The sequence below is a fragment of the Kitasatospora sp. MBT66 genome (assembly GCF_000710405.2).
GTDB classification, from domain to species: domain Bacteria; phylum Actinomycetota; class Actinomycetes; order Streptomycetales; family Streptomycetaceae; genus Kitasatospora; species Kitasatospora purpeofusca.
This window is the reverse complement of sequence record NZ_JAIY01000015.1, coordinates 169967-170350: the sequence shown is the minus strand read 5'-3', so window position 1 is coordinate 170350 and position 384 is coordinate 169967. Positions and strand designations below refer to the sequence as shown.

At 76.8% G+C, this 384-nt stretch carries 1 pseudogene; it reads right to left on the bottom strand.

The annotated features are described in order from the left end of the window. Positions 1 to 384: pseudogene (locus BI06_RS51645) on the bottom strand (type VII secretion integral membrane protein EccD); the annotation flags it as partial.

The following is a 384-nucleotide window of genomic DNA, read 5'->3' as shown; positions in this document are numbered from 1 at the left end:
CGAAGGACGAGGAGCAGCGCCGGCGGGTAGGCGCCGGCGAGCAGTGCGGGGATCCGCTGGAGGGTGCCGTCAGTGTTGCGGGCGCGCAGCAGCACGGCCGCGCCGAGGGTGAGCGGCAACAGCCACCCGGTCCAGCCGTCGTCGAGGAGGACGAGCAGGGTGACGGAGGCGCTCTGCACGAGCGCGGAGGCCGCGGCGATGCTGTCGAGGCAGGCGGTGGCGACGGTGACCCGGCGGGCCAGCCGGTTGTCGGGCTCGGGGTCGAGGTCCCGCTGGAGTTCCTCGGCGTCGTGCGGCAGGTGGGGCACGCGCAGGCGCGCGGCGCGCAGGGCGAGGCGCGGCGCCAGGTGGCCGAGGACGAAGGACGCCACGGCGAGCAGGGCG